Origin of the sequence: Marivivens donghaensis, from assembly GCF_011806565.1 — a bacterium.
Classification (GTDB): domain Bacteria; phylum Pseudomonadota; class Alphaproteobacteria; order Rhodobacterales; family Rhodobacteraceae; genus Marivivens; species Marivivens donghaensis_A.
This window is the reverse complement of the sequence record NZ_JAATOP010000001.1, coordinates 308,904-335,682: the sequence shown is the minus strand read 5'-3', so window position 1 is coordinate 335,682 and position 26,779 is coordinate 308,904. Positions and strand designations below refer to the sequence as shown.

The following is a 26,779-nucleotide window of genomic DNA, read 5'->3' as shown; positions in this document are numbered from 1 at the left end:
CTCCTTAGGCTCCAAATTCGACGATGACTGCGCCGACGGCGATCAGCGCGATAAACATGGACCGCTGCCAGCCGACCTTTTCACCGAGGAACAGCCAGCCGATCAGCGCGGCAAAAACGGGCGAGGTTTCGCGGAGGACAGCAGCCTCGCCAACCTTGTCGATGCGCGTGGCGAGCATCACGCCGCCGAAACTGATCCAACCAATGAACGCACCGCAGATGCCGCGCACCATGAGCGGCCCCACGGCGGGTTTGACGGGCAGGTTGCGCCAGCGGATCGCAGCGATGACGGGCATGTCGAAGGCCGCGAGGAAGAACCACCACGCAAGGAATGTGAACGGGTCGGCCGACTGGCGGATGCCCCAAGCGTCATAAACGGTGTAGAGCGCGACCGTCGCCCCGCCAATCGCGGCCCAGATCAGACCGATGCGCAGGCCCTTGGGGTCCAGCTTTTCGTCGAGCATGTTGCGTACCGCAACGAGCAGGATACCGCCCGACAGGCAGACCACGCCGAGCCACTGGATCAGGGCGAAGTGCTCGTGGAAAATAACGGTCGCTGCGGCCACGGTGACAACTGGCCCGCTGCCTCTGACGATAGGGTAGACAACCGTGTAAGCCGCGCGCTCGTAAGCCAGCGCCATCGCGAGTTTATAGCCGAGGTGGATGATGACCGCGCCGAGCAGGATGATCCACATACGGCCATCGGGCCAGGGTACGAGAAACAACGCGACAGGTGCCGAGATGATCGCCAGCCAACCGTCGATGACGCCGCGCGACGTCCACGGATCGACGTTGCCTTTTTGCAGAGCGCCGAAGGATGCGTGCGCAATGGCCGACATCAGAGCGAGCAGGGTTGCGAGCTGAGCGCCCTGCGGCGTGCCCGCTATCGAGACGAGCCAATCACCCATATGAAACGTCGAAGGGGGCTCTGCCCCCTAGCCCCCCGAGGTATTTGTGCCAGAGTGAATGAAGGGTCATTCGTGCGCGCCGACCAGCGCCTTGGCGAAGTCTTCGGGATCGAAAGGCGCGAGATCGTCGATCTGCTCGCCCACGCCGATGGCATGAATCGGCAGCGCGAATTTGTCAGCTAGCGCGACCAGGACACCGCCTTTGGCCGTGCCGTCGAGTTTGGTCATCACAAGGCCGGACACGTCGGCGAGTTTCTGGAAGGCTTCGGTCTGCACGAGAGCGTTCTGACCGGTCGTCGCGTCGAGCACCAGCAGGGTGTTGTGCGGCGCGTCGGGGTCTTTCTTGCGGATGACGCGGACGATCTTGGCCAATTCCTCCATCAGATCCTGGCGGTTCTGGAGGCGGCCAGCTGTATCGATCATCAGAAGGTCGGCGCCGTCTTCCTGCGCCTTGGTCATCGCATCGAACGCGAGGCTAGCGGGGTCCGAGCCTTCGGGCGCGGTCATGACGGGCACGCCTGCGCGGTCGCCCCAGACCTGAAGCTGCTCGACGGCGGCAGCGCGGAAAGTGTCACCCGCAGCGATAACGACCTTTTTGCCGGCAGCGCGGAATTGGCTGGCGAGTTTACCGATGGTCGTGGTTTTTCCCGAGCCGTTCACGCCAACAACCAGCACGACTTGCGGCTTCTTCGTATAAAGCGGCAGCGGGCGCGCGACCGGCTCCATGATGCGGGTGACTTCTTCGGCAAGCAGCGTCTTGATCTCGTTAACAGAGACTTTGCGACCCATGCGGCCTTCGGCGATGTTGGCCGTGACGCGCAGCGCGGTATCGACACCCATGTCCGATGCGATAAGCAGTTCTTCGAGCTGTTCGAGCATCTCGTCATCGAGCGTGCGGCGCGGCGAGTTGTCGGCGCGGCCCATCAGGCGGTCGACAATGCCTGCTTTCTTGGGCTGCTCGTGATCGATGGTCGGCTGGATGACCGGCGCTTCGGCAGGCGCAACCACGGGCGCGGCGGGCTCGACGGGACCTTCATCTGCGACGTCGTCAGCGCCTTCGTCGACGATGGCTTCGAGCCCTTCATCGAGCTGGGAAGACGACTTCGTCAGGCGGTCGCGGAGCTTTTTGAAAAAGGACATGTGAAATCCGATGCGCAGTTTCTTTCCAACTAAAGGCAATAGCTAGGATTGGAAAGGCCCGCGGGCAATGTGACTGGCTCAATTCAGGCAATGTGCTATGGAAGTTCGTATGTCTGCAATGCGTCTTTTCACTGTCGCCACGCTGTTGCCGCTGCCGCTGATCATCGCGGCGGCGCTCTATGGCGGCATCTGGGCAGTGCTCGCGCCGCTGGCGATGACGGTGATGGTGGCGGTGCTGGACGAAGTGGTGCGCGTGATCACCCCGCCGACGCCCGAGAGCGAGTTTCCTACTCCCGACCGCTTGTCAATCGTCGTTGTCATCGGGCAGTTCGCGATGCTCGGCGCTGTGATCTACGGGATCGGCGCGCTGTCGTGGGCGGAGGCGTTCGGCGTCTTCGTCGCGGCGGGGCTTTACCTCGGGCAGGTCGCCAACTCCAACGCGCATGAACTGATCCACCGCCAGTCCCGTCTGCTGAGGAAGCTTGGTGTATGGGCCTATATCTCCGTGCTATATGGCCAACACGCCTCGGCGCATGTGCTGGTCCATCATCCGCTGGTCGCCACGCGCAGTGACCCAAACTCGGCGCGTTATAGCGAGAGTTTCTACAGGTTCGCGGGCCGTGCGTGGCGCGGGGAGTTCCGCAAGGGTCTGGAAGCCGAAAAAGACCGCCTGGCTCGGCGCAAGCGTTCGCGCTGGCGTAATCCGTATATCATCTATCTGCTGGGCGCGGCGCTTATGCTGCTGATCGCAAGGCTGATCGGTGGAACGAACGGCCTGCTGTGGTACATCGCGCTTGCGATCTTCGCGCAGGTGCAGTTACTCATGTCCGATTACGTCCAGCATTACGGGCTGGAGCGGAAGTTCGCCGATGGCAAGCCGGAGCCGATCTCCCCTCGTCATAGCTGGAACAGCCCGCATTGGTATTCGTCGGCGTTGATGCTCAATGCGCCGCGCCATTCCGACCACCACGCCCACCCCATGCGTCCTTACCCCGCGTTGGAGTTACCGCACGCGCCGACCCTGCCGCGGTCCATTCCTGTGATGGCCTGCATCGCGCTGCTCCCTCCGTTGTGGCGCAAGGTGATGCATCCGCGCCTGAAAAAATGGCGAAAGAGTAGCTTTTCAAAGCGTTAAGAAGGACGCAGGCTGCAACTATGCGAAAACTTTGCTTAGCACTCTGCGCTTTGGCGCTTCCTGCGACGGCACAGCAGGACAGCCTGACCGCCAGTCAGTTCGAAGCCTATGTCTTGGGTCGCACCTTCGATTTCGGCTATGTCGGCATTGAACCCTACGGGCTCGAAAAATACATGCCGGACCGCCAAGTTTACTGGAGCTGGGGCGACGGCGTTTGCGAGATCGGTGAATGGTACACGAACGGCGAGCAAATCTGCTTTGCCTACGAGAACAATCCCGACCCGCAATGCTGGTACTATCACCTCGACGGTGGCCGCCTGCTGGCGAGTTTCGTTGGCCTCGACGGGATCGTCGGAGGCGAGATTTACGAACTCGAACCCGTAAAGCGCGATCTGGTCTGCAACAACTTCGGTTTCTGATCAGAACAGCGAGCCTTGCGTCGGCGGCGTATCCTTTTTCTTGGGCGCTGGCTTGCTCGCCGCCTGACCGACTTCGAAGCAGCCATCAGCAAATTCGATTTCGAGAGCGCCCGCCTTGCCGGCCTCTTTCGCCGTGGTGATTACATCGCCATCGCTGCGAACGACCGCGTAACCGCGTTCAAGCGTCGCGCGGTAGGACAGCGTCTCACGCAGGCGGTCGAGCGATTGCAGGCGGTCCATGCGCGCCTGCTGGGCGCGAGTGGCAACGTCAGACAGCCTCACGGTTAGCCCGTCGTATTTCTCTTCCGTGCGGGCAAGTTGCTGCGCCAAAGCCTGCGGCCGCAGACGAGCAACGCGAGCATCAAGCGCTTCGCGGCGGCGTTCGGCAACACGTCCCAAAGCAGGGGCAAGGCGCACATCCCACGCATTCAGGCTACGCTGCGAATCCGTCATCAGTCGCTTGAGAACCGAGGGGCGCAGGTGTCCTGATGCCTCGGTCAACGCGAGGCGCTTGCGCGCTGCGGCGTTTTTCAGACCTGCCTCCAGTTTATCGGACAGCACGTCCAGCCGCTGACGAGGTCCATCCAGCAGGTGGTCCTTCTGCGGCAGCGCACGCGCCATATCCCGAAGCCGCTGGCGGCGCAGATCAATGGTCTGGACCAGCGACCGCGAAAGGCGGGCGTTCTGATTGTCGAGCCAGTTCAGCAGTTCCAGCCGGACAGGCACTGCAAGCTCAGCCGCAGCCGTCGGCGTTGGCGCCCGAATGTCAGAGGCAAAGTCGATCAACGTGGTGTCGGTCTCGTGCCCGACCGCCGAAATCAGCGGGATCTGGGAGGCGGCAGCGGCACGAACCACGATCTCTTCGTTGAAACCCCAGAGGTCCTCGATCGAGCCGCCACCACGCGCAACGATGATCAGATCGGGACGCGGTAGCGCACCGCCTGGGGTCAGGTTGTTGAAGCCTTCAATCGCATTCGCGACCTGCTGCGCACAGCCCTGCCCCTGCACAGCAACCGGCCAGACCAGCACCTTGCGCGGGAAACGGTCCCGCAGGCGGTGCAGGATATCGCGGATGACCGCGCCAGTGGGCGAGGTTACGACGCCGATGATCTCCGGCAGATACGGGATTTGCTGCTTGCGCTCTGCCGCAAACAGACCCTCGGCGGCCAGCGCTGCTTTGCGCTTTTCCAGCATAGCCATGAGCGCGCCAGCACCGGCAGGGCGCACATCCTCGACGTTGAGTTGATATTTCGACTGCGGCCCGAACGTGGTCAGGCGGCCGGTCGCGATGACCTCCATCCCTTCCTCGGGCCGATGCGCGAGGCGCGCCACCTGCCCTTTCCAGCTGACAGAGGCCAGAACGTTCCGGTCATCCTTGAGGTCGAAGTACAGATGGCCGGTCCGCGCGAGCACTACGCGACCCACTTCGCCCCGCACACGCACATGCCCGAATTCGCCCTCGATGGCTTTCTTCACCGCCCCCGAGATCTCGGAAACCGAAAATTCATGTGCGTTGTCGTTCGGCTCTTCGAAAAGGTCCATCTGCCCGCCCTTGTTATATTTCGGACCTGACTCTAGAACGCCTCAAACCAAAGGCCAAGCGGAGGTCGCCATGAACATCCTCATCCTCGGTAGCGGCGGGCGTGAACACGCGCTGGCGTGGGCCGTCAAACAGAACCCGAAATGTGACCGCCTGATCGTCGCTCCCGGCAATGCGGGCATCGCAACCGTGGCCGAATGCGCTTCGCTCGATATCCTCGACGCCGACGCGGTTGTGACTTTCGCCGAAGAGAACGCGATCGACTTCCTGATCATCGGCCCCGAAGCGCCCCTGGCCGCCGGCGTTGCCGATCGTTGCCGCGATGCGGGCCTGAAGGTCTTCGGCCCCTCGCAGGCTGCCGCCCAGCTCGAAGCATCCAAAGCCTTCACCAAAGCCATCTGCGACTCGGCCAACGCGCCGACCGCAGCCTATGCCCGCTTCACCGAGGCCGCTCCGGCCAAGGATTACATTCGCCAGCAAGGCGCGCCCATCGTCGTCAAGGCAGACGGCCTCGCCGCTGGTAAAGGCGTCATCGTCGCGATGAACGAACAGGACGCGCTCGACGCTATTGACGACATGTTCGGCGGCGAATTCGGCAGCGCAGGCGCCGAGGTCGTGATCGAGGAATTCATGGAAGGCGAAGAAGCCTCTTACTTCATCCTCGTCGACGGCGAGAGCGTCCTGCCCATCGGCACCGCACAAGACCACAAGCGCGTCGGCGAAGGCGACACCGGCCCGAACACCGGCGGCATGGGCGCCTACTCGCCCGCTCCGGTCCTGTCGGACGACATCGCGCAGAAAGCGCTGAACGAAATCGTCATCCCGACGATGAAGGAAATGGCCAAGCAGGGCATGCCGTATCAGGGCGTCCTCTATGCCGGCCTGATGATCAAAGACGGCCAGCCGCGGCTTGTCGAATACAATTGCCGCTTCGGCGATCCTGAATGTCAGGTCCTGATGATGCGCCTCGGCGGTCAGGCCCTCGACCTCTTGCTGGCCTGCGCAGAAGGCCGCCTCTCGGATGTCTCGGCCAATTGGGCCGACGACCATGCGATGACCGTCGTCATGGCAGCGAACGGTTATCCGGGTAGCTACGAAAAGGGCACCGTGATCAACGGCCTCGGCGCTCTGCCTGAAACCAGCAGCGAATATACCTTCCACGCTGGCACTGCTGAAAAGGACGGCAACATCGTCGCCACCGGCGGCCGCGTCCTGAACGTCACCGCACGCGGCGCAACCCTCAAGGAAGCCGCAGACAGAGCCTATGCGATGATCGACCAGATCGATTGGCCTGAAGGCTTCTGCCGCCGTGATATCGGCTGGCGCGCCCTCTGATTTCACGCTGACGAAAATACCTCGGGGGTGAGGCCGCAAGGCCGAGGGGGCAGCGCCCCCTGCCTGACCGATAGTTGCGCTTTGTCGTTGAAGAGGTCGGCGATGGCCGGTTCAACACCTCCTGCCATAAGCAAACTGCCGAGATCGATGTAGATCTCGGCAGCAAGGCCGTTCAGTGATTTAGTGTCGGGTCTCAACTCGATGTGCTGTATGAACTCGGTCATATACTCGTTCGCTTGATGAACCAGGTCAGGGTCGCCGAGTAGGCTCTCCAACCTCTCCACAGCCTTTGCGAAGAGCTCTGCACTATCTGTCGGCAGCTTCGGCAGAACCGCCTCCTTCTGACGATACTGTTCAAGCTTCGCTTCAAATGCTTTGAGCCTACTGATTAGTGAGCAATCCCCCTCGCAAAATTTGCTCGGGGGGAAGAAAAATAGCAGTTCATATAGGGGGTGGTCGCGGCTGGTACCCGTCAGGAAGGTCGAACCAGTCAAGACATTCCACGCACACTCCGTGTCACGTGGAACGAGCAAAAAAGGGCGGGAAGCGGGAGTTCGCTGTGCTTGCGAAGGCACGCAGTCAAAGAGGCGAAAGCAGCCATTTGAACAGAAGTTCAAAGCCCCGCAAATCCACACCAGCGACTAAAGTCAGCAATGCGCAAGGAGCGGACCATCAACTGCTGACGTTTATTGTTGTCTTGTCCCGGCAGCCACCTATGCCAAACACTCTTTGGGAAAGAACTAAAAAATTTTGGGTGGCCTGCATCCAAACAGGCAACCCCGCGAGTCATGAGAGTAGAAGGCTGCGGAGGAACCGCAGCCAAGCGTCCCGAAAGGACACTGTTATGAAGACGATGACCGCTCTGACCCTCGCCACCCTCGTGACCGCAACCGGCGCTTACGCCGAAGCGCATTCCGACAAGATGGCGGGCATGATGGCCATCGGCCTGTCCGGCGACAAGATGCTGCACCAGATCGACGCTAGCACCGCCACCGTCACCGCATCGATGGAGGTCACCGGCGTGGACAAGCTGCTCGGCATCGACCTGCGCCCTGCCACCGGCCAGCTGATCGGCGTTACCGATGCCTTTGAGATCGTCGAGATCGACCCGATGACCGGCGCGGCCACCGTCATTTCCACCATGGACACCGAACTGCCGATCGAAGGCGATGCGCCGGTGATCGTTGACTTCAACCCGATGGCAAACAAGCTGCGCTTCATGTCGGGCACCACCAACCACCGTGTAGACATCGAAACCGGTGCCGTGACGGTCGATGGCTCGCTCGCGTTCGAAGAGCAGGACATGCACGCAGGCGAAGCCCCGGCCATCGTGGCCGCCGCCTATATCAATTCCTACGGTCAGCCCGACAGCACCGCGATGTATGACATTGACAGCACCATCGTGGCGCTGATCCAGCAGACCTCGCCGAACGACGGCACGCTGGGCGCGATCGGCAAGCTGGGCATCGAAGGCTCGGACAGCTACGCTTTTGACATTGCGACCGACGCCGAGGGCACCAACACCGCGTGGCTGGTGGCGATGGACAAGCTGCACACCGTGTCGCTCAAAGACGGCTCGATCACCGAGAGCTGGGACATCTCCGGCGCGGATGGCGCGACCCTGCGCGACATCACCTTCATGACCGCCGAGTAATCTCTGGCCGACAGGACATATCCGGCGCGGCGTCTTGCGTCGCGCCGGGTGTTCCTGCCCTTTGGCGGGGGGGGATGGATGCCGTGTTCAGCCTCAACCGTGAATTGACAGTCGCCAGCCGTGACCATAGCCATGCAACAGGGAAGGCGATCCCGCCGCGCAGGCGGAAAGGATCGTGCATAAGGGGTGAGGCAGGCGGTGACGGACCACGCGCGATTGATAAAGGCTTGTGCCGCAGGTGACCGCGCCGCGCTGAAGCGGCTGATGGACGCCGAAGGCGGGCGGATGCTCGGCGTGGCGACGCGGATGCTGCGTCGCAGTGACCTTGCCGAAGATGCCGTGCAGGACGCCATGGTTCTGGTCTGGCGGCGGGCTGCCCAGTATGATCCCGACCGGGGCAGCGCCAGCGGCTGGGTCTATACCATCCTGCGCAATCGCTGCCTGACCATGCTGCGCAACGAGGCCCGCGAAACGCCAACCGCGCCCGAAATGATCGACGAGACACTGGAAAGTGGTGTGCTCGACACGGCGTGGGACCGGCTGGATACGGCGTCGGACCTGAAGCGCTGTCTCGAAGGGTTGGACGATGGCACACGCCGCGCGATCCTGTCGTCCTACGTGCTGGGCCACAGCCACGGCGAGATCGCAGGCCGCATGAAAGCTCCGCTTGGCTCAGTGAAATCCTGGGTGCGGCGGGGATTGAGCAAACTGAGGGAGTGCCTGTCGTGACCGATCGGCCGCTCGACATCCTGATCGATGAATGCGTGCTCGGCCTTGCCGGGGATGACGATATTGCGCGTCTGGAGGCGATGGCCGCCAGTGATCCGATGATTGCGGCGCGGCTGGATATTGCGCGGCAGAAATTCGCACCGCTGGATGCGACGGCGGACGACATGCCCCTGCCAGACGACTTCTGGGTTCGGATCGACGCGCGACTTGATGGGCAAAGCGATATGGATGCCCCCGTCGCCACTGCTGACCGGGCCGAGGTAGTCGATCTCAATGCGGTGCGCACGCAGGCGGCGCGTTGGCGCGTCTCGGCGCTGGGGGGCATCGCGGCGGCGCTGGTCATGACAATGGTGCTCGCGTGGTCCTTTATGCTACCGCAGGAACAGGCGGTGGTGGCGGTGCTGCTGAACGACCGGGGCGAGGCCATCGCATTGGTCGAAGGGATGCCCGACAACACAACGCGCGTGACGCTTCTGGAAACGCAGAACGTGCCGCAGGATAAGGTTATGCAGGTCTGGACCAAGCCAGAGGACGACGGCCCGCCCGTGTCGCTGGGACTGCTTGACACCGGGCGGTCGCGCACACTGACCATCGACGGTCTGCCCTCGCCCAATGCGCAACAGCTGTACGAGATCACGTCGGAACCGGAAGGCGGATCGCCGACCAATCTGCCCACCGGTCCGATCCTCGGCAAGGGGTTTGCCAAGGAGCCGCTGATCTGACGGCGCACAGCTTCGCGGCGAAAAGCGTGCGGCTGCGACCCTCTGGTAACTTGCGCATTAGCGGCAGCCTGCTATCCAGACAGGATGCGAGTACTGATGCGGATAACCCACTTGCGCACGTTGATCGTGCTGCTGGTCGTGGCCTTGGCCACGTCGGGCTTTGCGCATCGCTTCGCCACGCCCGAGGATCAGGCCGTGCGCATCTTTGCCGCCACCTACGGGCTGGATCTGTCTGAGATTTGTGGCGACGTGGGCGAGGATGGCACTCAGACCGGCTGTGAAGCTTGCCGCCTGCAGGCATCCATGGACCTGCCGCAACCTGCCGTGGCGGTCATTCTGGCGGAACTGTCGCTCGATACGGCAGACTGGACCATTACACCGCCTGTTCTGCATGGCCTGCGGAGCCAAACCACACACACGGCCCGTGCCCCTCCGACCGTCTGACACCCTTCACCTTAGTGAACCTCGGCCTCTGGCCGATTTGTCAGACATTGGAGACCTCTATGAAACTCGCTTGTTCTGCGGCGCTTGCCGCCCTGCTTCCCGTGACCGCAGTGCTGGCCGACCAGCCTGTCACTATCAACTTCGCCGCCGAAATTGGTGGCCAGCCCTTCGCCTCTGACGCGACATTCAACGGCTTAGGCATGTCTAACGCCGAGGTGAACGGCACTGACTTCCGGCTCTATGCCAGCGACGTGGCGATGATCGCCACTGACGGGAGCCGCGTGCCGGTGACCCTGACGGAAAGCGCGTTCCAGCATGACGGCACCGCGCTTCTCGATTTCGAAGACGGTAGCGCGGCCCGCGCCAATGGCACCGCCCCTGTGAACACCGTGCTGACCGGCACCGTGCCGGAGGGCGACTACACCGGCGTCTCCTTCAAGATCGGCGTGCCCTTCGAAGTGAATCACGGCGATCCCACCGTGGCGCCCACGCCGCTCAACCTGACGTCGATGTTCTGGAACTGGCGCGGCGGCTACAAGTTCGTGCGCATCGACATGGTGCCCACCGACCGCAGTGCCGATGGCCCGAAGGGCTGGTTTCTGCATCTCGGCTCTACCATGTGCGCCTCGGATGGCAAGACGGATGCACCTGCTGCGCCTTGCAAGAACCCCAACCTGATGGAGGTCACCTTCGACGGGTTCGACCCGGCCACGCAGGTTCTGGTGATCGACCCGGCGCCGGTGGTGGCAGAGGTCGACCTGCGCACCAACACGCCTGAGACGTCGCCCGGCTGCATGTCCTTCCCGAACGATTCCGACTGCAACACCGTGCTGCCGAAGCTGGGTCTGCCCTTCAACGAGGTCGCCGCCGGCGAACAACAGCTGATCGCGGTGCGCTGATGCGGCTCGTCGCGCTTGGCGCGGCGGTGCTGGCAGTTCTGGTGTCGGGGGCAGCTTTTGCTTTCGACATCTCCGAAGGCGGCTATGACTGGCCGCTGCCCGACTGGATGCCACGCCCGCCCGTGCCGCAGGACAATCCTATGAGCGCCGCCAAGGTCGATCTTGGCCGGCACCTGTTTTACGATGCCCGCCTGTCTGGGGATGGCAGCGTGGCATGTGCCTCCTGCCACGACCCGGTGCACGCCTTCACCGACGGGCGCGAGACGGCGGTGGGCATTCATGGCACGACAGGTAATCTGAGCGCGCCCTCATTGGCGAATGTCGCCTACCTTCCGGTGAATGCCTGGGCGAACCCGCATATGACCTCGCTCGCATTTCAGGCGCTGGTGCCGCTGTTCGGCGAAGCCCCGGACGAGATGGGCGCGACCGGACAGGAGGCGCGGATCTTTATCGATCTGGCGTCCGATCCGTATTACGCGAATGCCTTCGCAGAGGTGTTCCCAGACCGGCCAGCGCCTGACCTGTTCACCGTCACGCGGGCGCTGGCGGCCTTTCAGCGCAGCCTGATGTCCTTTGACAGCCCCTATGACCGGTTCAAGTACGGCGGCGATCTGACGGCGTTGTCCGACGCTGCGCAGCGTGGCGAGCAGCTGTTCTTCGACCATCGGTTCGAATGTTACCACTGTCATCAGGGCGTGCTGTTCACCGACAATTTCCAGCGCGCTGACAGCCCTTGGAAGGAGACCGGCTTTCATAACACCGGGCTGTATGCCGACTACCCTGATAGCGCTCCGGGGCGGATCGAGATCACCGGCGCGCCGAGTGATGCGGGGCTGTTCCGCACGCCGTCGCTGCGCAATGTGGCCGTGACAGGGCCCTACATGCACGACGGGTCCATCCCCGACCTCCACGGCGTGCTGGCGCATTACGCCAAGGGCGGGCGCGAAGGCCACGCCAATCAGGACGGGATGATCGTGGGCTTCACCGCCTCGGATCAAGAGATTGCCGACATCATCGCCTTCCTCGAAGGCCTCACCGACGAGAGCTTTGTCACAAACTCGGACCACGCTGACCCGTGGCCCGAAGACCATCCCGCCCGCATCACGCGGGCTATGTCCTGACCCCTGAAAGGATTTGTCATGAAACGTGTCCTTGTTGCCTTGCTGCTGGCATCGCCTGCCTTCGCCCATGACAAGATGTCGGGCGACCTGCATATCATTCACCCCTCGATCCCGCAGCCGCCAATGACGGCAACTTCGGCGGCGGGCTACATCACCATCTCGAACGAGGGCGAGACGCCAGAGGCGCTGATCGGCGTGCGCACGCCCTTCGCACAATCCTCGACCCTTCACACCACGCTCCACGAGGACGGCATCGCCAAGATGCGCCCGCTGGTCGAACTATTGATAGCACCGGGAGATACGGTGAACCTCGAACCAAATGGAATGCACTTCATGTTTATGGGCCTGACCGGAGAGGCGAAGGAAGGCGACATGATCCCGGCCACGCTAATTTTCCGCAACGCGGGTGAAGTATCGATCGAGTTTATGGTCGATCCTGCTGGGGGCGTCGATCAATCGACGATCGACCACGGCAGCATGGACCATTCCGGTCACTGACCCCGTGAGTTGACCTATGACTATCTGGGGGCTGATACTACGCGCGTTGCTGCTTCTGTCGCTGCTCGGAACGATGAGCGTTCCGAACGGCTTTATGCGCGCGTCCGGCCCCGACGGCATGGTCCTCGTCCTCTGCACAGCAGAGGGCCCGCAGGAGATCGTGCTTGATCCCTCGGGAAATCAAGTCCCTGATACAGGTTCCGAAGACGCCGCCGCCGCTTGTGTGCTGTCCGGCGTCGTCCCGATCTTAGTGCCTACGATGGCTTTGACACGAACTGAAGGCGCGGCCCACATGGTCCGCCCTTGGCCCCAACGCCACCAAGTCAGTGCCCGCACCCCGCCGCATCGCGCAGCCACGCCGCGAGCGCCCCCTGTTCCTGTCTGACCGCTTCGCAATACATTCTCAGACAAGGACACTTTCTTATGACCACCACCCCCATGGCCGATACGAAGAAACGCGATCGGGCCTTCTACTTTGCCGCCTGGCGCTGGCACTTCTACGCCGGGATCTTCGTGATCCCCTTTCTGCTGATGCTGACTATTACCGGCTTCATCATGCTGCTCGACAACGGGCTATCGAACCAGCTCGGCGGCGCACCTCGCGTCACTGCCACCGGCACGCCTCTGCCACCGTCGACTCAGGCCAAGGCCGCGCTGGAGGCCGTGCCCGGCCAACTGATCCAGTACACCTCACCCGAAGCCGCCGACCGCCCGGCTTACTTCGTCATCCGCAACCCTGCCGATGCCCTGCCGGGGATGGAGCCTTGGGACGTTCCCGCCAAATCCGTCGCCGTCGATCCCTATACCGGCGAGGTCACGCAGGTGAATTCCAAGACCGGGACGCTCTATGCATGGGCCAATGACATTCACGGGACGCTGTTGATCGGCGACACTGGCGACCGGCTGATCGAGGCTGCGGCCTCGCTTACGCTGCTGTTGATCGCGACGGGTATCTACATGTGGTGGCCGCGCGACCGCAGCCTCGGCCGCGCCCTGCTGCCCGATCTGTCGAAGAAGCGGCGGAGCTTCTTCAAGGAGCTTCACGTCGTGGGCGGCGTCTGGGTATCCGGCTTCCTTGTGCTTTTCTTGCTGTCCGGTCTGGCATGGGCCGGGGTCTGGGGCGGCAAGCTGGTACAGCCATGGTCGTCTTTCCCGGCTGAAAAAGATGCGGGCTTCTGGTCGTCAGACCTCACACATGCGTCTTTGAATCACGGCCCGCTCGACGAGGTGCCATGGGGGCTGGAACTGACGCCGATGCCTGAATCCGGCACCGCCGCCGGGACACAGGCCTTGCCCCAGCCCGCCACGCTGGACAGTGTCGTGCTTTGGGCCGAGGCGAATGGCTTCTCCGGCCAGTACCGCGTATCCCTGCCTGCGGGGGAAAAGGGCGTCTGGTCGCTGATGCGGGCTTCACAGTCCGAGGATACCATCGCGCCTAGCGATGACCGCACGCTGCATTTCGATCGTTACACTGGCAACCTGCTGGCCGATATCGGCTATGACGACTATTCGCTGATGGCGAAGGCGATGGCGCAGGGCATCGCTCTGCACAAGGGCCTTGCCGGTCTGTGGAATTGGGTGCTGAACCTCGTGCTGCTGGCGCTGATTTTGATGATCAATGTGACCGGCATCATCATGTGGTGGAAGCGCCGCCCATCCGGCGCGCTGCGCCTTGCCGCGCCGCCAGCGCCCACAGACATGCCCATGTGGAAAAGCGCTGTACTTGTGGCGTTGGTACTTGCAATGGCCTTCCCGATGGCGGGTCTCGCGCTGCTGGCGGTGATCGCCGTCGACCTGCTGATACTCTCGAACGTGCCGCGCCTCAAGGCCGCCCTGTCCTGAGCCTGCTTTGAAACTGAGCCTCCGCATCCCTGTCTGATGCGGAGGCCGCACGTACCGGCTTGCGTTCGGCGATGGCAGACCTACATCGAATGAGACCAAAGAGATGGCCTTGCACAGCGCAATTCGAGAAGCCATCCTTGGGGCGCCGCTTCTAACCGGCATCGTCGTCGGTATGTGGCCCCATGTGACCTTTGACACGGCCGTTCCGATCACATCCGAGGGTCTCTCGCGGCAAGGGTTTCGCAGGAACGCCCGCTGTTTGCTCCAGGGCATCCTCGCACAGATCTACGTGGCCGTCGGTGAGATTGAGGAGGCCGCCGTCTATTCCAAGCAGATCTTGACCGCATAAAAAGGCCGGGCAGTGCATGAAAGACTGGTCAGTAGAAGCTACGCCGCGGCGATCGGATGGGGATGGGACGGCTTGGATTGGGCCGTCCGTGAAGACGGCCCATGCCTTTAGATCTCGATAGATTCAGAGATCACCAATGCATCTTCTAGTTCAACGCCAAGATATCTGACGGTGCTGTCCATCTTGGTGTGGCCCAACAGCAGCTGGACTACCCGAAGGTTGCCCGTTTTCTTGTAGATCGGCGTCACCTTCGTTCGCCTCATCGAATGCTTGCCCTAGGCATTGGAATCCAGACCGATGGACATCAACTAGTCACGCACAATGCGTGCATATTGGCGGGTCGAAATGTGAAGCCGTTCATGAAAACGTCCAGGCCAGAGGTATTCTGACCCGGCCATCAACGGCTCCCGCATCCACCTTGCCAGCGATGCACGAGTGCCTTCGGAGATTTCGAAACGGACAGGCGTCTGCGTCTTGCTCTGCAGAACCGACGCGCGTTCCTTGATTTGGCCTGATGCCATGACATCGACCACCTTCATTTTCACTAAATCGCAGCCGCGCAGCTTGCTATCGATGGCAAGATTGAACAGCGCCAGATCACGATGGTTTTCAGCCAGCTCTAGCCGCACCCTGATGGCCCAGACGTGTTTGAGCTTGAGCGGCCGTTTCTGGCCGACGATGCTGCCTTTGTTCCGGCAGGACGTAGCGCGCGGATGGCGGGTAAGTTTCGTGTTTCCATGATGGGTCCTCCACCCACCACGCCCACCCACATCGACAACCCGACGTTGACATGACGTCATAGCACATGATGCTGCATCGCACCGGAGGTCCGGTTCGAGCCCAAACTGCCAGAGATCGTGCTGAAACTTCGCTGCGCGAGCATTCATCTCATTCCAGCCCAGACTTGCCCTTAATGCACTTGGTTGCCGCTGCGGCTCAGCATCCGTCAAACGGTGCTTTGCGGTATTGTACAGCATGCTTGGAGCGATCAATCGATCGCCAATCCGCTATCTCTTCAAAATCCACTTGCTCCCTTATGCTGCAGGTCAACGACGTCGCGCCGCCTCCGTGCGGCGGCATCAATATACAGGCCTTGCCGGAATGAAACTTAGCCGCGCCACCCTTTTTGGTGGCTTCGACGTTCTCGAAAGCCGTGTTCATCGGTTCGAGTACACGCCTCATCGCCACGCCGAGGTGGTCATCGCCGCCTATGAAGGCGGGTTCAAGCGCGCGTGTTGCGACCGCCACACCTTCGAAGTTCAGTGTGGGGACCTGCTGGTCATTGGTCCCGAGACCTTGCACAGCGGTTCGACGGTTGATGGGCCAGGCTGGCGATATCTCTCGATCTACCTGAGCATCGATCAGATCGCGGAGGCCACCGGATTGGAGGCCGCCGAAATCGAGAGATGCCTGGCAGGGCACCGCGTGCATCGCCGCCCCTCTTCGGTGTCCGACTTGCCTATCGCGATAGGAGATCCGCTTGCCCTAGGAGAGTTCTTGGCGAACCTGTGCGCCCATCAAACACACGATGAAACACGACAGGAGCGCGAGCCGTCCCCAGCCATTGGAAGGGTTCGCGAACGCCTCAACGATGATCCCACCATGCCAGTCACCCTCGTCGATCTTGCCCGGCTTGCGGACATTTCCCCTGAACACCTTTCGCGGCGGTTCCGCGCCGAAACCGGTCTTTCGCCCTTTCAGTACCTGACAAGCCTGCGCGTCCGTGCGGCACGCGAAAGGATCGCGGGTGGTAGCGGGCTGGCCGAGGCCGCGCTGGCTGCAGGTTTCGCCGATCAGAGCCACATGACGCGCTGGTTCAAACGCAGCTACGGGATCACGCCCGGCATGTTTGCCGCGAGCCGCTCAGAGCGAGATCAAACCCGTTCAAGACGCCGCTGACATGCGCCTCTATCCCGGTCTCAAACCGATCTTTCCAGAGGACACCGAGATGACGCATCGCCCAATTTCCCTAAAGACCATCGGCATTTTGGGCGGAAGCTCCAATGTCGCCACGATGGAGTACTACCGCTTTCTCAACGATGGCGTGAATGCCCGACTTGGAGGCTGGGAGATTGCCGAAACGCTAATCGTCGGGATGAACTTTGGCAATATCGAAGCCATGGTCCGCGAGGGCGACTGGGATGGCCTGACACGATACATGACGGGCAAGGTCGAGGCCTTGATCGCAGGCGGCGCCGACATGATCCTCGGCGTATCGAACACGCTGCACAAGCCACTGGAGCCGATTATGACCGGGAAGTCGATCCCGCTCTTGCATATCGCGACGCCGACGGGGGAGGCGATGCAACAGGCGGGCATCAAGCGGGCCGCCCTTTTTGGCACGTAACCGGTGATGGAGATGGACTACATGAGGGACCGCTGGTTGGCCGACTTCGGCATCACTGTCGTGAGTCCCACCGAAGAGGAGCAGGTCGACATCGACCGCATCATCTTCGATGAGCTTGTGAAGGGCGTGTTTCAGGAGACTTCCCGACAGAGGTATCTCGAGATCGCCGCTCGGATGCGCCGGGACGAGGGTGCCGAAGGACTGATCCTCGGCTGCACCGAGATTTTCCTTCTTATCGACCAACCGGACATGCCGGATTTCCCCATGTTCAACACCGCGAAACTGCATTGCGAGGCGGCTGTAGAAATGGCGTTGTCAATTTGAGGCAGGGGCATAGGCGCCTGCCATTTGCTAAGATTAGTAGTCGCAGGACGCAGGATCGTCCTGAACGGTCTTCTGTGGGTCGGCGTCTTTCTCCCTCGCAATCCTTTGCGGCCAGTTGGAAAAGGTCGCAGTGACCGATCCGGAAGGTGGCTCGTCTAACGCCTGCAGCACGTATGCGCTGCCGTTTTTCCGGAAACTGTGAACAGGCATACAATTTTGACCCTGTAGCGGGGTGATCAGCATCCAAAAATGACCCCCCTTACACTGATGTGGATCATGCCCCGAGATCATCGGGGAGCACAGTGTGGGATGTTGGTTGTGGAGACGATTGCGAAGATCCGGCGAGCGTATTTTCAGGACAAGAAGTCGATCAAGCAGATCTGCCGCGAACTTCGGGTCTCGCGGAACACGGTGCGCAAGGTGATCCGGTCCGGGGCGATCGAACTGACCTACGAGCGCACGATCCAGCCGCTGCCGAAGATCGGTCCCTGGACGGGTGAGCTCGATGACATGCTTGCGGCAAATGCCCGGAAAGCGAAGCGTGAGAGGCTAACCCTCATCCGGGTCTTTGAGGAACTGCGGGCTCGCGGATACGACGGCGGTTATGATGCAGTTCGGCGATATGCCGCGTCGTGGAACAGAGAGGAAGCGGTGGCATCTGCGGCCGCCTATGTCCCGCTAACCTTCGCTCCGGGCGAGGCCTACCAGTTCGACTGGAGCCACGAGATCGTGGTGATCGACGGCGCGACCACGACCGTGAAGGTCGCGCAGGTTCGCCTGTGCCATAGTCGGATGCTGTTCGTTCGGGCCTATCCGCGTGAGACGCAGGAGATGGTCTTCGCCGCCCATGACAAGGCCTTCGCCTTCTTCGGGGGGCACCTGCACGCGCGGGATCTACGACAGCGGGAATTGTCCGCCATTGGTCCGAGGACAATGGACGCGAAGACAGCGGTCGACACGATCTTCGTGAGCCGCGACCGTGCCTATAACCGGCGCTTCCAGCAGATGTGCGGTCATTATCTGGTCGACCCGTTGGCCTGTATTCCGGCGTCCGGCTGGGAGAAGGGCCAGGTCGAGAACCAGGTCGGTGTCGTGCGGCGACGGTTCTTCGTGCTGCGCCCCAAGTTCAAGAGCTATGCCGAGCTCAATGCCTGGCTCGAGGATCGCTGTGTGGCCTGGGCGAAGGAGCACCGGCGGCGGCTGTCGTCCTGAACATCCTGGCCCGCCGTCGCGAACCGGCACCACCGCTGACGATCACCACGCCCGACGCGTTGCGACTGACCTGTGAACCGGTCGCTGACTGCAGACGCTACGACAGCCTGAGTAGGCCCGACAATGGAAAGATCGCAAGTGCTGGACGCAATGAGCCGGCTGAAGCTCTACGGCATTAAGGCCGCTTACGATGGGCAGCATGAGCCTCAGCAGATCGTCGGAGATCTCCTCAGCGCCGAGATCAGCGAGAAGCAGGCGCGCTCGATCAAATACCAGATGACAGTCGCACGGCTGCCACTGGCCAAGGAAGTCGACGAGTTTAGCTTCGAAGACACGCCCGTGAACGAGACCCTCGTGCGCGACCTCGCCACAGGTGACTTCCTGGACCAGCAGCGCAATGTCGTCCTGATTGGCGGGACCGGAACCGGCAAGTCACATCTCGCCGTCAGCATCGCGCGGTCCTGCATTAGGCGGGGTAAGCGCGGCCGGTTCTTCAATGTCCTCGATCTCGTGAACAAGCTTGACGCCAAGGCCCGCGCCAATCGTCAGGGACGCACGGCCGATCTGCTCTGCCGCCTCGACTTCCTGATCCTCGACGAGCTTGGCTACCTGCCGTTCGCACAAACCGGCGGCCAACTCCTGTTTCACCTGATCAGCCGCCTCTACGAGCGCACCGCGATCATCGTGACGACAAACCTCGATTTCGGAGAGTGGCCCTCGGCCTTCGGAGACCCCAAGATGACGACCGCGCTCCTCGACCGACTGACCCATCATTGCGACATCGTCGAAACCGGCAACGAGAGCTGACGCTTCAAAACCCGGGAGTAGCCAGGACCACGCCGGCCCGACGCGGCTGCGCGGTGTGGAGGCTACACCGCGTCCCGCCAAGGGGGGTCACTTTTGGGCGCCGATAAGGGGACAATATTCGGTGCCGATTGACACGCTCCTTCGGCAGCGCGCACGCAGAGAGGCGCGTGCTGAGCTGGAAAAAGAGCTTTCGCAGATTGAGGCTGCAGATGCCGCATTGCTGGAAATTGCCAAAACGCTGCCACAACAGGCACGCCAACACCTCGCTCAAGCTCGCAGATCTCTGATCGGACCGCTGAACGCGCTCCGGTCCATGGCACAGTCTCGAAAGCGCGATCGGGGACCCGACGAAAAAAGTTGAAAAAAATCGCCCACGCGATTTCCGCGTCCTCCGCGCTGGCAACATGTCTTCAGCAGGCACAGAGAAACCCTGCGATGAGCGCGGGGTGGAGACTGTGATTACTCTGAGAGCAGGAGTCCCAACGATGCCCAGAAAGAAAAGGCACCCGGTCCTCGACTACACTCGCTTGACCGACAAGCAGCAGCGTTTGAAAGAGAATGCGGAAAAGGTTCACAGCGCAAATCGCGCTAGATCAGCATCAAACCTATGTCGATGCGAATAAGGCTCTCTTCGACAGCCTGGAGAGCGTGCTGGACGAGCTTGCGGATAAGCCCGAAATGGTCGAATTCTTCCGCCTCTTCAGCAAGTACGCAACGCTCGCCAACGCTAAAAAGATCGCCGCGCATCCCGACTGCCCGAAAATCGTAGGAGACGAAATTCAGCAGCGGATCGAAGAGAGTAAATCGGGCCGCAAGTGAAGCCTCGTATCGCCTACGGCGGCCGTACTGTCGCGACACAGGCGATAATCCTAGACATGATTAAACGATAGAAAAGGCGCGGCACATGCCGCGCCCTTTTCGCGCTATTGATGCCGAGCGGCACGGCCATCGGGTCGACAACTATCGGTCAGGCTAGGCCCCCTTCCCCTAGAAAAGCAAAAGCCGCCCCGAAGGGCGGCTTTTTCAATTTCCGAACGTTCGCGTCTGATTAAGCAGCGCGACCCATCAGAACGTCGTCAATCTCTTTGGCAGCCGATTGCTCGTCGTTGCCGCCGACAGCTGCGATCTCGCGGGTCAGACGCTCGAGAGCAGCTTCATACAGCTGACGCTCCGAGTACGACTGTTCGCGCTGGTCGTCGGCGCGGTGCAGGTCGCGGACCACTTCGGCAATCGCGATCAGGTCGCCCGAGTTGATCTTCTGCTCGTATTCCTGAGCGCGGCGCGACCACATGGCCTTCTTGACCTTGGCTTTGCCTTTAAGAGTCTTCATCGCGTGAGCGACGACGTCCGGCGAGGACAGCGAGCGCATGCCCACTTCGGTCGCCTTGTGGGTCGGAACGCGAAGGGTCATCTTGTCTTTCTCGAACGAGACTACGAACAGTTCGAGTTCAAAGCCTGCGACTTCCTGCTTCTCGATCGATACGATCTGCCCCACACCGTGAGCGGGGTAGACAACGTATTCTTCGGGGCTGAATTCAGGCTTCTTTGCTTTGGTCATGATCGTCCTTCCTAGACGACCTCGCCCGTCTGACGACGCAAAATCCGGCGGCGGACTAAAACAAGCCTCCGTCGGATTAGGTTCAGAACTGGGTCGGGTCAGGTTTCCGGCAGCATTTGTAACTTATATATCACAAAAATAGCGCCAAAAAAAGGGCCATGCCGCACTGCGTCATGAAACCTTTAATCTCAATGTATCAAAGGATTTGCGGGCGCAAAGCTTTTTCTTGCACCCACAGATGATTCGCTTAGTCGCCTTCGCCCGGCTTTTCCGAGAAGATGTCCATCTTGCCCGGCTTACCGTCCATCTCCTCGGCGGTCGGAAGCGGATCTTTCTTGGCGGTGATGACCGGCCACATTTCCGAGTACTTGCGGTTGAACTCGACCCACTTTTCCATATCCGGCTCGGTGTCCGGACGGATCGCGTCGGCGGGGCATTCGGGTTCGCAAACGCCGCAGTCGATGCACTCGTCGGGGTGGATGACGAGCGTGTTTTCACCTTCGTAGAAGCAGTCTACCGGACAGACTTCAACGCAGTCGGTGTACTTGCAGGCAATGCAGTTTTCCGTAACGACATAGGTCATTGGTTGGTCCTATTCATGTTCGGGGGTCTAGCTAGACCGCCTTCGACCGTCATTCAAGCGAGAATGGGTCGTCCAATTGTCCGTGCGACGCCATGTTCCGCCTCTCGCGCTTTCCAGGGCGACCTTTCCCGTCAAAACTCGGGTTAGAGGGAGATTTTTCCGACCACACGGTTTTATCTTCGTACAAACTTTGCGCTTCGGGCGCGGGTCCACGTCTTTCACCGCATGCAATAATGCGGACGACGCGAATCTCTTTACCTTGGGGGAAGGTCAGAACGTTGTCCGGCCCGACAGCGCGGGCCGGTTTACTGATGGGCTGTCCGTCCACCCGCACCTTCCCTGCCGAAACGACCGAAGCTGCAAGCGTGCGCGTCTTGAAGAAACGCGCATGCCAGAGCCATTTGTCGACACGGATGGTCGGGCGCGGCGCGTCCGTCACTTGGCCTTGAAACCTGCCAGAGCCGCAGCGAACGGGTTATCCGGATCGATCTGCTTCTCTTTCTTGGGTTTGGCTTCAAAGGTCTTGGCACCCTTATCCTGACGCGGGCCTTTGCCGCCCTTGCCCTTGGGTCCACGGCCTTTGCCGCGCTGTTCACCACCCTTGCCGCCTTCGCGATCACCGCCACCACGACGCTGACCCTGCTGCGGACGGTTGCCGCCAGCGGCGCGCTGTGCACGGCCACCCCAAGTGAAGGTGAAGAACGTCTCCATCTCTTCGGGGCTTTCGGGCGCGGGCTGCTCTGCCGGAGTTTCGGCGGGCGTCTCATTCGGGCCTTCGGGTGCAGGCTGCTCGGAGGGCTGCTCTACCGGCTCTTCGGTCGGCGTCTCAGCCGGCTGAACTTCCGGAGCGGCCGCTTTGACCTTCGCACGTTCGCCTTTGTCGGCCTTGTAGCCGAGGCCCTGCATCAGGTCAGCGAACTGCTCGAGGGTCATGCCGGTGATCGACAGCATATCGGCATTCGCTTCGAAGCCGTTCCTGCTATCCTTGTCGCGCAGCATGTCCGCGAGGCGCTCGAGCATGTCGATACGGATCGCACGTTCGCCAGCAGCGCGGTAGCCGGCCATAGCATAGAAGCCCTGCGGTACACCACGAGCAGCCGGAATGGTCACGAGACCCGGCGGCGGAGCGTCAGGGAAATCGTCGAGGTTCTTATGCAGCGACCACAGCACCAGACGCAGACGGGTCGGCGCGGGCTTGAGCAGAAGCGGCATGAAAATGGTGAACTGACCGAAACGGACGCCGTGCTTGCGCAGTGCGCCGCGGCTATCCTGATCGAGCTGCTTCACTTCGTCAGCGACTTCACCACGCGGGATGATGCCGAAGTTTTCGAGCAGACGGAACGCGAAGCCGCGTGCCAGACCTGCCATCGCCTCGTCACGCGACATAGCGAGCAGCGGCTCGAACAGAGCGGCGATCTTGCGGTCGATGAAGTGTTGCAGACGGCGCTGGACCTTCTGGGCGACATCCTCGCCTGCCTCATCGTCGACAAATGCGACGACTTCCGGCTTCAGAGCATCCTGGCTGGCGACGAGCTTGCCGACAGCGTGCTCACCCCACATCAGGCCGCCTTGATCGGTGAAATCGATCTCGGTGTCCGGCGCGTTGTAGAAGCGGTCTGCACGCAGATGGAACTGCGGAGCCAGCGCCTGAACGGACGCCTGACGCAGTGTTTTTGCCTCGTCCGCGCTTGCGGTCTTATCCATACGAAAACGGAAGCCTTCCAACTTGCCGACGAATTCGCCGCCGACAGTTACTTCACCTTGTTCGTTTACTTCGGCCACAAGGCCCTCCTTCTGCTTGAGCCGGCGAAGCAGAACGCTGGTCCGCCGGTCCACAAATCTCTGGGTCAACGCATCGTGAAGAGCGTCTGACAGTCGGTCTTCTACAGCGCGAGTCGCTTCACGCCAATGGGTTTCGTCTTTCAGCCACCCGCGTCTTTGGGCCACATAGGTCCACGTCCGCACAAAAGCGAGGCGACGCGACAGAGTATCGATATTACCGTCGGTCCTGTCGATGCGTTTGACCTGACGGGCAAACCAGTCCTCGGGAACGTGGCCGTGCTGATGCAGGAAATTATACATATCCCGCAGCAAATTGGCGTGTTCATTGCGCGAAATGCCACGAAAGTCCGGTATTCGGCACACATCCCACAGAAGTTGCACGGATTTTCCGTCGCTTGCACGTGCGACAACCTCCGCATCCTGAGACAGATTCCGAAGCGCGGCGAGGTCATCGGACTCGCGAACGCGGGTCAACCACGGGTCATCGGTGCGCTCTTGCAGCGTCTGGAGCAATCTTTCGATACTGCCGAATTGCAGACGGCTGTTGCGCCATTGCAACTTTTTTACGGGCCGGAAGGTGTGGTTCTCGATGGCTTCGACGACATCTTCGTCAAGTTCATGCGCCTCGCCGGTCACGCCGAAGGTGCCGTGGGTCATGTGGCGCCCTGCCCGTCCGGCGATCTGCGCCAGCTCGTCGGGCTCCAAATACCGGACACGCTGGCCGTCGAATTTGGTGAGCGCAGAGAATGAGACGTGATCGATGTCGAGGTTCAGGCCCATACCGATCGCATCGGTCGCGACAAGGTAATCCACGTCGCCGTTCTGGTACATCTCGACCTGAGCATTGCGCGTACGCGGGCTAAGAGCACCCATCACCACCGCTGCGCCACCTTTGGTGCGGCGCAGCAGCTCGGCGATGGCATACACATTTTCAACCGAAAAGCTGACAATTGCCGAGCGCGGGCGCATGCGGCTTATCTTTTTCGAACCTGAATAGGTGAGCGTCGAAAAACGCTCCTTTTTCATGAACTGCGCTTTGGGCACCATCGCCGCGATCGCGGGACGCATCGTCTCGGAGCCGAGGAAAACGGTCTCCTTAGTGCCGCGCGCGTTCAGAAGACGGTCGGTAAAAACGTGGCCGCGCTCGGGATCCGCGCAGAGCTGAATTTCGTCGATGGCTAGGAAGTCGCAACCCATTCCCGGCGGCATCGCCTCGACGGTGCAGACCCAGTACTGAACGCGGTCGGGCACGATACGCTCTTCGCCGGTCACCAGCGCCACGACCGAAGGGCCACGCAGCGCGACGATGCGGTCGTAGACTTCTCGGGCCAGTAGCCGGAGCGGAAGGCCGATGATACCCGTCCGGTAGGCCAGCATCCGTTCGATAGCGTAGTGGGTCTTACCTGTGTTGGTCGGGCCCAGAACGGCCGTGATGCGCGCGGACGTATTCATTTTTCTTCCCTACAAAGGCCAATCAGAGGGACTGGCCTTCGAGTTCCTGTTCAAGACGGTCGATAGCCTCTTGCACGTTTCCGTCCGCTGGCACCAGTGCGGAAACCTCGCGGTAGACTTCGAGCGCAGCTTCGGGACGTTCGATTTCTTCCAAGATAGCCGCGAATCCGATCATTGCACCGAAGTGACGCGGGTTTAATTCGAGCGTCTTGCGAATATCGGCAATCGACGGCCCGATTTCGTCGGCCATGTAATAGGCGGTGGCACGTCCGTTGTAGGCTTCGGCAAATTCGGGGTCGTGGTCGATGGCAGCGGTGAAGTGATCGATCGCGGATTCAAACGACCCGAGCAGCAGCGCATCCTGCCCACGCTTTAAAAGAAGGTCGATGGACGGCGATCCGCTCTTGCCCCACTCTTCCTGAATGCGGCCCACAAGGCGCATGGCCTGCGCCGGATCAGCGGATTGCAGCTGCGAAAAAAGATCATCAAGAACAACGGTCTGCGCTGAAACCGGTAGGGAAATCCCCACTGACAACAGGAGTGCCGTAACGGTACATTTGATTGAAGGTTTCATCGCGCCCATAACGTCAGTGTAGACTATTGTTTGCCGATAACCAGAGGCGGCATATTCACTTTGGCGAAAGGACTTTGGAATGAGCGACGTTGTAAATACTGCTGTTGTGGCACTGAGAGAAAAACTGGGTAACGAAGGCTTCGATGGTTCGGCCAAGTTCGTGATCGAAGACGAAGGCAATATCGTGATCGACGGCGCTGGCGTCCATGAAGGCGACGAGGACACCGATGTGACCCTGACCGCTTCGGCAGAAACCTTTCAGGAAATCCTCGAAGGCGAACTGAACCCCACCACTGCATTCATGTCGGGCAAGCTCTCGGTCGACGGTGACATGGGCACCGCGATGAAGCTCGCAGGCGTACTGGGCTAAAATGATGACTGCCGCACCATTCTATAGTGACGTCGCCGAAGGGCCTGACGGTGGTCAGGCCGCTTGGGTCGTCACGTCGGATGGTTGCCGCATCCGCATCGGACATTGGACCGGCGCGGATGTGAAGGGCACGATTCTCATCTTCCCCGGTCGCACCGAATACATCGAGAAATACGGCCGCGATGCAGCGGTATTTCTGGATAAGGGCTATGCGACCGTTGCGATTGACTGGCGCGGTCAGGGGATCGCGGATCGCCTGATCCCGAACGCCGCGCTGGGTCATGTCGAAAGCTTCCGCGACTATCAACACGATGTCGCGGCCACCGTCCGCTACGCCGAGGAAGCCGGCCTCCCCCGCCCGTATTTCCTGCTTGGTCACTCAATGGGTGGCTGCATTGGTTTGCGTTCACTCCATGAAGGGCTGGACGTCAAAGCTGCGGCGTTCTCCGCGCCGATGTGGGGCATCCAGATGGCGGCTGCGCTGCGCCCTGTGGCGTGGAGCATATCGTCGCTGTCTCGCGGCATCGGCCTCAGCCACCTGCTCGCCCCCGGCCAGCAGATCGAAACCTACCTCGCCCGTGCTGAGTTCGAGCTGAATACGCTGACTTCCGACCGTGACAGCTTCGACTACATGCGCCGTCAGGTGATGGAGCATCCAGATTTGTCGCTCGGCGGTCCATCGCTGCAATGGCTGAACGAAGCGCTGGTCGAGATGAAGAACCTGCACCGCCTCCCCCCGCCGCATTACCCGACGGTCACCTTTGTCGGCACCGACGAACAGATCGTCTGCCCGACACGCATCCATCGCTATATGGAGCGCTGGCAGGGTGGCGATCTGACCGTCATTCAGGGCGGACGCCATGAAATCTTGATGGAAAAACCCGAAACCCGCATGATGGTCATCGACCGGATTTGCGCGCATTTCGACCATTACGCCGAAAATTCGTTCGATTGTTCGCAGAGCGAGATTGCCTGAGCCTTTCATCCGTGCCGTTCGAGGACTATCTCTTTGAACAAACGAATTGAGAAGGACATA

The 26,779-nt window shown here is 61.0% G+C and carries 29 protein-coding genes and 2 pseudogenes; 21 read left to right on the top strand and 10 right to left on the bottom strand.

Annotated features, from left to right (window positions below; translation table 11 throughout):
- Positions 1-4 precede the first annotated feature (4 nt).
- Together HCZ30_RS01750 and ftsY are read right to left on the bottom strand one after the other, a co-directional pair.
- Positions 5-907 carry a DMT family transporter gene (locus HCZ30_RS01750; RefSeq protein WP_167636034.1) on the bottom strand — a complete coding sequence of 301 codons (903 nt, stop codon included), beginning with the start codon at positions 905-907 and terminating at the stop codon, positions 5-7.
- 66 nt (positions 908-973) lie between these two features.
- Positions 974-2,047 carry a signal recognition particle-docking protein FtsY gene (gene ftsY / locus HCZ30_RS01745; RefSeq protein ID WP_167636033.1) on the bottom strand — a complete coding sequence of 358 codons (1,074 nt, stop codon included), beginning with the start codon at positions 2,045-2,047 and terminating at the stop codon, positions 974-976.
- A 97-nt stretch (positions 2,048-2,144) separates the two neighbouring features.
- On the opposite strand from ftsY, the gene HCZ30_RS01740 reads away from it, so the two are divergent.
- Both HCZ30_RS01740 and HCZ30_RS01735 read left to right on the top strand, forming a co-directional pair.
- The gene (locus tag HCZ30_RS01740) at positions 2,145-3,182 is read left to right on the top strand and encodes an alkane 1-monooxygenase (RefSeq protein ID WP_246212525.1); all 1,038 of its coding nucleotides are present in this window, start codon (positions 2,145-2,147) and stop codon (positions 3,180-3,182) included.
- Between the two features lie 20 nt (positions 3,183-3,202).
- Positions 3,203-3,601 carry a hypothetical protein gene (locus tag HCZ30_RS01735; RefSeq protein ID WP_167636032.1) on the top strand — a complete coding sequence of 133 codons (399 nt, stop codon included), beginning with the start codon at positions 3,203-3,205 and terminating at the stop codon, positions 3,599-3,601.
- On the opposite strand, the gene xseA is transcribed toward HCZ30_RS01735, so the two are convergent.
- Positions 3,602-5,143: an exodeoxyribonuclease VII large subunit gene (gene xseA, locus HCZ30_RS01730; protein ID WP_167636031.1), complete on the bottom strand. Its 1,542-nt coding sequence runs from the start codon at positions 5,141-5,143 to the stop codon at positions 3,602-3,604.
- Between the two features lie 70 nt (positions 5,144-5,213).
- Between xseA and purD the strand changes: the two genes are divergently transcribed.
- The gene (gene purD, locus HCZ30_RS01725) at positions 5,214-6,476 is read left to right on the top strand and encodes a phosphoribosylamine--glycine ligase (protein WP_167636030.1); all 1,263 of its coding nucleotides are present in this window, start codon (positions 5,214-5,216) and stop codon (positions 6,474-6,476) included.
- 2 nt (positions 6,477-6,478) lie between these two features.
- Here the strand turns inward: purD and HCZ30_RS01720 are convergent, their stop codons facing one another.
- The gene (locus HCZ30_RS01720; RefSeq protein WP_167636029.1) at positions 6,479-6,970 is read right to left on the bottom strand and encodes a hypothetical protein; all 492 of its coding nucleotides are present in this window, start codon (positions 6,968-6,970) and stop codon (positions 6,479-6,481) included.
- A gap of 359 nt (positions 6,971-7,329) precedes the next feature.
- Between HCZ30_RS01720 and HCZ30_RS01715 the strand changes: the two genes are divergently transcribed.
- The 10 genes from HCZ30_RS01715 to HCZ30_RS01670 all read left to right on the top strand — a co-directional run bounded on the left by HCZ30_RS01715 (position 7,330) and on the right by HCZ30_RS01670 (position 14,734).
- Positions 7,330-8,130 carry a DUF4394 domain-containing protein gene (locus HCZ30_RS01715; protein ID WP_167636256.1) on the top strand — a complete coding sequence of 267 codons (801 nt, stop codon included), beginning with the start codon at positions 7,330-7,332 and terminating at the stop codon, positions 8,128-8,130.
- A gap of 264 nt (positions 8,131-8,394) precedes the next feature.
- A complete protein-coding gene (locus HCZ30_RS01710) occupies positions 8,395-8,859 on the top strand; it encodes a sigma-70 family RNA polymerase sigma factor (protein WP_175580945.1) in 465 nt (154 codons plus the stop codon).
- A complete protein-coding gene (locus HCZ30_RS01705) occupies positions 8,856-9,581 on the top strand; it encodes an anti-sigma factor domain-containing protein (protein WP_167636027.1) in 726 nt (241 codons plus the stop codon). Before HCZ30_RS01710 ends, HCZ30_RS01705 begins: the two co-directional genes overlap by 4 nt.
- A 111-nt stretch (positions 9,582-9,692) precedes the next feature.
- Positions 9,693-10,025: a polyketide synthase gene (locus HCZ30_RS01700; RefSeq protein ID WP_246212521.1), complete on the top strand. Its 333-nt coding sequence runs from the start codon at positions 9,693-9,695 to the stop codon at positions 10,023-10,025.
- 59 nt (positions 10,026-10,084) lie between these two features.
- The gene (locus tag HCZ30_RS01695) at positions 10,085-10,924 is read left to right on the top strand and encodes an MbnP family copper-binding protein (protein ID WP_167636025.1); all 840 of its coding nucleotides are present in this window, start codon (positions 10,085-10,087) and stop codon (positions 10,922-10,924) included.
- Complete coding sequence (locus tag HCZ30_RS01690) at positions 10,924-12,045, top strand: methanobactin export MATE transporter MbnM (RefSeq protein ID WP_167636024.1); 1,122 nt, start codon at positions 10,924-10,926, stop codon at positions 12,043-12,045. The genes HCZ30_RS01695 and HCZ30_RS01690 overlap by 1 nt, the downstream gene beginning before the upstream one ends.
- Positions 12,046-12,063: 18 nt before the next feature.
- A complete protein-coding gene (locus HCZ30_RS01685; RefSeq protein WP_167636023.1) occupies positions 12,064-12,543 on the top strand; it encodes a copper chaperone PCu(A)C in 480 nt (159 codons plus the stop codon).
- 16 nt (positions 12,544-12,559) lie between these two features.
- Positions 12,560-12,928, top strand: a complete 369-nt coding sequence (locus HCZ30_RS01680) for a hypothetical protein (protein WP_167636022.1) — start codon at positions 12,560-12,562, stop codon at positions 12,926-12,928.
- A gap of 38 nt (positions 12,929-12,966) precedes the next feature.
- Positions 12,967-14,385, top strand: coding sequence for a PepSY-associated TM helix domain-containing protein (locus HCZ30_RS01675; protein WP_167636021.1), 1,419 nt, complete (start codon positions 12,967-12,969; stop codon positions 14,383-14,385).
- 109 nt (positions 14,386-14,494) lie between these two features.
- Entirely contained in the window at positions 14,495-14,734 is a 240-nt protein-coding gene (locus HCZ30_RS01670) for a hypothetical protein (protein ID WP_167636020.1), read from the top strand.
- A 107-nt stretch (positions 14,735-14,841) separates the two neighbouring features.
- Here HCZ30_RS01670 and HCZ30_RS01665 read toward each other — a convergent pair.
- A pseudogene (locus tag HCZ30_RS01665) lies at positions 14,842-15,473 on the bottom strand (tyrosine-type recombinase/integrase).
- A 236-nt stretch (positions 15,474-15,709) separates the two neighbouring features.
- On the opposite strand from HCZ30_RS01665, the gene HCZ30_RS01660 reads away from it, so the two are divergent.
- From HCZ30_RS01660 to HCZ30_RS01640, 6 genes and pseudogenes are all read left to right on the top strand, one after another.
- Positions 15,710-16,633, top strand: coding sequence for a helix-turn-helix domain-containing protein (locus HCZ30_RS01660; RefSeq protein ID WP_246212519.1), 924 nt, complete (start codon positions 15,710-15,712; stop codon positions 16,631-16,633).
- A gap of 1 nt (position 16,634) precedes the next feature.
- A complete protein-coding gene (locus HCZ30_RS16580; RefSeq protein WP_246212517.1) occupies positions 16,635-17,081 on the top strand; it encodes an aspartate/glutamate racemase family protein in 447 nt (148 codons plus the stop codon).
- 12 nt (positions 17,082-17,093) lie between these two features.
- Positions 17,094-17,405: an aspartate/glutamate racemase family protein gene (locus HCZ30_RS16575; protein ID WP_246212515.1), complete on the top strand. Its 312-nt coding sequence runs from the start codon at positions 17,094-17,096 to the stop codon at positions 17,403-17,405.
- Between the two features lie 309 nt (positions 17,406-17,714).
- A pseudogene (gene istA / locus HCZ30_RS01650) lies at positions 17,715-18,796 on the top strand (IS21 family transposase).
- Positions 18,741-19,424: an IS21-like element helper ATPase IstB gene (gene istB, locus HCZ30_RS01645; protein ID WP_167636019.1), complete on the top strand. Its 684-nt coding sequence runs from the start codon at positions 18,741-18,743 to the stop codon at positions 19,422-19,424. Before istA ends, istB begins: the two are co-directional and overlap by 56 nt.
- A 558-nt stretch (positions 19,425-19,982) precedes the next feature.
- Positions 19,983-20,243 (top strand): hypothetical protein, encoded by a 261-nt coding sequence (locus HCZ30_RS01640; protein ID WP_167636018.1) that lies wholly within the window; start codon positions 19,983-19,985, stop codon positions 20,241-20,243.
- A 229-nt stretch (positions 20,244-20,472) separates the two neighbouring features.
- Here the strand turns inward: HCZ30_RS01640 and HCZ30_RS01635 are convergent, their stop codons facing one another.
- From HCZ30_RS01635 to HCZ30_RS01615, 5 genes are all read right to left on the bottom strand, one after another.
- The gene (locus HCZ30_RS01635; protein WP_167636017.1) at positions 20,473-20,982 is read right to left on the bottom strand and encodes a CarD family transcriptional regulator; all 510 of its coding nucleotides are present in this window, start codon (positions 20,980-20,982) and stop codon (positions 20,473-20,475) included.
- A gap of 247 nt (positions 20,983-21,229) precedes the next feature.
- Positions 21,230-21,565 (bottom strand): ferredoxin FdxA, encoded by a 336-nt coding sequence (fdxA, locus tag HCZ30_RS01630; RefSeq protein ID WP_167636016.1) that lies wholly within the window; start codon positions 21,563-21,565, stop codon positions 21,230-21,232.
- A 49-nt stretch (positions 21,566-21,614) separates the two neighbouring features.
- Positions 21,615-22,004: a S4 domain-containing protein gene (locus HCZ30_RS01625; protein WP_167636015.1), complete on the bottom strand. Its 390-nt coding sequence runs from the start codon at positions 22,002-22,004 to the stop codon at positions 21,615-21,617.
- On the bottom strand, positions 22,001-24,799 hold the full coding sequence (locus HCZ30_RS01620; protein ID WP_167636014.1) for a helicase-related protein: 2,799 nt from the start codon (positions 24,797-24,799) through the stop codon (positions 22,001-22,003). Before HCZ30_RS01620 ends, HCZ30_RS01625 begins: the two co-directional genes overlap by 4 nt.
- A 22-nt stretch (positions 24,800-24,821) precedes the next feature.
- Positions 24,822-25,241 (bottom strand): tetratricopeptide repeat protein, encoded by a 420-nt coding sequence (locus tag HCZ30_RS01615; RefSeq protein ID WP_348640342.1) that lies wholly within the window; start codon positions 25,239-25,241, stop codon positions 24,822-24,824.
- A gap of 211 nt (positions 25,242-25,452) precedes the next feature.
- On the opposite strand from HCZ30_RS01615, the gene HCZ30_RS01610 reads away from it, so the two are divergent.
- Entirely contained in the window at positions 25,453-25,743 is a 291-nt protein-coding gene (locus HCZ30_RS01610; protein WP_167636012.1) for an SCP2 sterol-binding domain-containing protein, read from the top strand.
- Between the two features lie 4 nt (positions 25,744-25,747).
- Complete coding sequence (locus HCZ30_RS01605) at positions 25,748-26,719, top strand: alpha/beta hydrolase (RefSeq protein WP_348640341.1); 972 nt, start codon at positions 25,748-25,750, stop codon at positions 26,717-26,719.
- The last annotated feature ends 60 nt before the right edge of the window (positions 26,720-26,779 follow it).

Excerpts from the sequence above, each read along its gene's own strand:
- HCZ30_RS01660 (WP_246212519.1), top strand. The coding sequence starts at position 15,710 with ATGCTTGGAGCGATCAATCGATCGCCAATCCGCTATCTCTTCAAAATC.
- fdxA (WP_167636016.1), bottom strand. The coding sequence starts at position 21,565 with ATGACCTATGTCGTTACGGAAAACTGCATTGCCTGCAAGTACACCGAC.
- HCZ30_RS01740 (WP_246212525.1), top strand. The coding sequence starts at position 2,145 with ATGGAAGTTCGTATGTCTGCAATGCGTCTTTTCACTGTCGCCACGCTG.
- HCZ30_RS01620 (WP_167636014.1), bottom strand. The coding sequence starts at position 24,799 with ATGAATACGTCCGCGCGCATCACGGCCGTTCTGGGCCCGACCAACACA.
- HCZ30_RS01610 (WP_167636012.1), top strand. The coding sequence starts at position 25,453 with ATGAGCGACGTTGTAAATACTGCTGTTGTGGCACTGAGAGAAAAACTG.
- HCZ30_RS01635 (WP_167636017.1), bottom strand. The coding sequence starts at position 20,982 with ATGACCAAAGCAAAGAAGCCTGAATTCAGCCCCGAAGAATACGTTGTC.
- HCZ30_RS01675 (WP_167636021.1), top strand. The coding sequence starts at position 12,967 with ATGACCACCACCCCCATGGCCGATACGAAGAAACGCGATCGGGCCTTC.
- HCZ30_RS01735 (WP_167636032.1), top strand. The coding sequence starts at position 3,203 with ATGCGAAAACTTTGCTTAGCACTCTGCGCTTTGGCGCTTCCTGCGACG.
- HCZ30_RS16575 (WP_246212515.1), top strand. The coding sequence starts at position 17,094 with ATGGACTACATGAGGGACCGCTGGTTGGCCGACTTCGGCATCACTGTC.
- HCZ30_RS01640 (WP_167636018.1), top strand. The coding sequence starts at position 19,983 with ATGCGGAAAAGGTTCACAGCGCAAATCGCGCTAGATCAGCATCAAACC.
- HCZ30_RS01750 (WP_167636034.1), bottom strand. The coding sequence starts at position 907 with ATGGGTGATTGGCTCGTCTCGATAGCGGGCACGCCGCAGGGCGCTCAG.
- xseA (WP_167636031.1), bottom strand. The coding sequence starts at position 5,143 with ATGGACCTTTTCGAAGAGCCGAACGACAACGCACATGAATTTTCGGTT.
- HCZ30_RS01685 (WP_167636023.1), top strand. The coding sequence starts at position 12,064 with ATGAAACGTGTCCTTGTTGCCTTGCTGCTGGCATCGCCTGCCTTCGCC.
- purD (WP_167636030.1), top strand. The coding sequence starts at position 5,214 with ATGAACATCCTCATCCTCGGTAGCGGCGGGCGTGAACACGCGCTGGCG.
- HCZ30_RS01605 (WP_348640341.1), top strand. The coding sequence starts at position 25,748 with ATGACTGCCGCACCATTCTATAGTGACGTCGCCGAAGGGCCTGACGGT.
- HCZ30_RS01710 (WP_175580945.1), top strand. The coding sequence starts at position 8,395 with ATGGACGCCGAAGGCGGGCGGATGCTCGGCGTGGCGACGCGGATGCTG.
- HCZ30_RS01690 (WP_167636024.1), top strand. The coding sequence starts at position 10,924 with ATGCGGCTCGTCGCGCTTGGCGCGGCGGTGCTGGCAGTTCTGGTGTCG.
- HCZ30_RS01680 (WP_167636022.1), top strand. The coding sequence starts at position 12,560 with ATGACTATCTGGGGGCTGATACTACGCGCGTTGCTGCTTCTGTCGCTG.
- istB (WP_167636019.1), top strand. The coding sequence starts at position 18,741 with ATGGAAAGATCGCAAGTGCTGGACGCAATGAGCCGGCTGAAGCTCTAC.
- ftsY (WP_167636033.1), bottom strand. The coding sequence starts at position 2,047 with ATGTCCTTTTTCAAAAAGCTCCGCGACCGCCTGACGAAGTCGTCTTCC.
- HCZ30_RS01695 (WP_167636025.1), top strand. The coding sequence starts at position 10,085 with ATGAAACTCGCTTGTTCTGCGGCGCTTGCCGCCCTGCTTCCCGTGACC.
- HCZ30_RS01615 (WP_348640342.1), bottom strand. The coding sequence starts at position 25,241 with ATGCGCCTTGTGGGCCGCATTCAGGAAGAGTGGGGCAAGAGCGGATCG.
- HCZ30_RS01715 (WP_167636256.1), top strand. The coding sequence starts at position 7,330 with ATGACCGCTCTGACCCTCGCCACCCTCGTGACCGCAACCGGCGCTTAC.
- HCZ30_RS16580 (WP_246212517.1), top strand. The coding sequence starts at position 16,635 with ATGCGCCTCTATCCCGGTCTCAAACCGATCTTTCCAGAGGACACCGAG.